The sequence below is a fragment of the Vibrio fujianensis genome (genome assembly GCF_002749895.1).
Classification (GTDB): domain Bacteria; phylum Pseudomonadota; class Gammaproteobacteria; order Enterobacterales; family Vibrionaceae; genus Vibrio; species Vibrio fujianensis.
The window spans coordinates 299,956-301,803 of sequence record NZ_NBUS01000043.1; the positions used below are offsets into that span (position 1 = coordinate 299,956).

3 protein-coding genes are annotated in these 1,848 nt (G+C 46.9%); all 3 read right to left on the minus strand.

Translation table 11 applies throughout. From position 1 onward, the window contains the following. A partial coding sequence (locus B7C60_RS19140; RefSeq protein WP_245869326.1) for an aminotransferase class V-fold PLP-dependent enzyme occupies nucleotides 1–787 on the minus strand: 787 nt, incomplete at its 3' end. A 6-nt stretch (nucleotides 788–793) separates the two neighbouring features. Beyond that, nucleotides 794–1,393 (minus strand): DJ-1 family glyoxalase III, encoded by a 600-nt coding sequence (locus tag B7C60_RS12170; RefSeq protein WP_099611874.1) that lies wholly within the window; start codon nucleotides 1,391–1,393, stop codon nucleotides 794–796. Next, nucleotides 1,390–1,848 (minus strand): 2-dehydropantoate 2-reductase (locus B7C60_RS19145; protein WP_245869329.1); only part of this gene is annotated, 459 nt, incomplete at its 5' end. The genes B7C60_RS12170 and B7C60_RS19145, both read right to left, overlap by 4 nt.

Here is a 1,848-nt window from a genome sequence, read left to right on the forward strand (position 1 = left end):
TGCCGGAAAAAGAGACTTTATCCACCATCTTTCCGCCGCCATGCCAAGGCGGCATCGAGTTTAATAAGTCGGTTTTGCCATACAGCACTCCAATTCCGGTTGGGGCGTACAGTTTATGGCCGGAGAACACATAGAAATCGGCATTAAGTTCAGTAACATCCACCTTCTCATGGACAATGCCTTGCGCCCCATCGACTACCACAATGGCACCAATATCATGGGCCGCTTTAATCACTGACTCGATTGGATTACGTGCTCCTGTCACATTGGTCACATGAGCCAGTGAGACGATTTTACATTGCGGCGTAAGTTTTTGATAAAAAGCGTTTAAATCAAATTCTCCTTGCTCAGTCATTGGGATTTTGACCACTTTAGCTCCCGTTTGCTGGGCAACCATTTGCCAAGGCACGATATTGGCGTGATGCTCTGTTTCACAAAGCAGTATTTCGTCTCTCGGAAGTAACGTATTACGAGCATAGCTTTGGGCTATCAGATTGAGCGCTTCAGTCGCGCCTCGTGTCCAAATGATATTGCAGCTCTGCTTTGCGCCGATAAACTCTGCGACACAGTGTCGTGCGGCTTCGAACTGTGAAGTGGCTTGAGCCGTTAAGGCGTGGCTTCCCCGATGAACATTGGCATTATGTGTTGCATAATAATGGCTCAAGGTATCAATCACGCATTGTGGTTTTTGAGTGGTGGCCGCGCTGTCTAAATAAACCAGCGGTGCTTGATTGATCTGCTGTGTTAATGCGGGAAATTGCCCACGGATGGCGGTGATATCTAACATAGGAAATTATTCTTCGCTTAATTTTTCGTAGTGCAGTTGAGGAAGGGGAACTAAAGGAAGTGCAACTTGTTTTGCCACCGCTTTTCCTGATAGTTGAGCAATAATTTCTATCGCAAATTCGAGTGCGCTACCCGGCCCTTGGCTCGTCAGTAAGTTATGGTTAACATCAAAGGTCACTCGCCGGTTACGCCAGCGATCTTGAGAAATCTGATTTTGAAAACTGGGGTAAGCGGTCATGATCGCCTTAGGGTATAACTGATGATGCTCTAAAACCACGGCAGGTGAGGCACAAATGGCGGCCACCAGACGACCATCGTATTTTTGCTGTCTAAGAATTTCGACTAACAAGGTACTATCGCGTAATACTTCCGCTCCCTTGAGCCCACCTGGGAGAACAACAGCGGAAAATTCTTCATCGGCCACATCAACCAGTTGGCACTCGGCTGTCAGTATAATCCCCCGAGATCCAAGCACGTTTAATTGGCCTGAAAAATCGGCGCTGGCGATAATCACTTCATAATCGGCACGACGTAAAATATCAATGATGGTGACCGCTTCTAGTTCTTCTGTTCCAGGAGCAATCGGGACCAATATGCGTTTTTTCATGACGGTATCCAACTTGTTTCTATTGAGCGAATGTGCTGATACAACTTCAGATGCGTTGGCATCATCAGCCCATGCTGCTGAGCTTTTTGCACCACATAGCCAGTGATAAAGTCTATCTCGGTTTGGCGACGATAAACAACATCTTGCTGCATGGAGGAGTAATTTTTTGCCGTTGCTGTGATGACTTGATCAATCGTGTGGGTTAATTCCATTTTATGGCAGGGTATCTGTTCGGCTTGCATGACAGGGATGAGTTCATCGATAAGTTGTTCAATGATTGAGCGATAATGAGGTTGTGCAAGCTCTCCATTGCGGCATTGATGAATCGCGGTGAGTGGGTTGATCACACAATTGATCGCCAGTTTGTGCCACAGCGCGTGAGTAATGGTGTGATTCCAAGTGACAGTGGGTAGTGCGTTATCCAACACTTGTGCTAAAAAAGAACACGGTTCGCC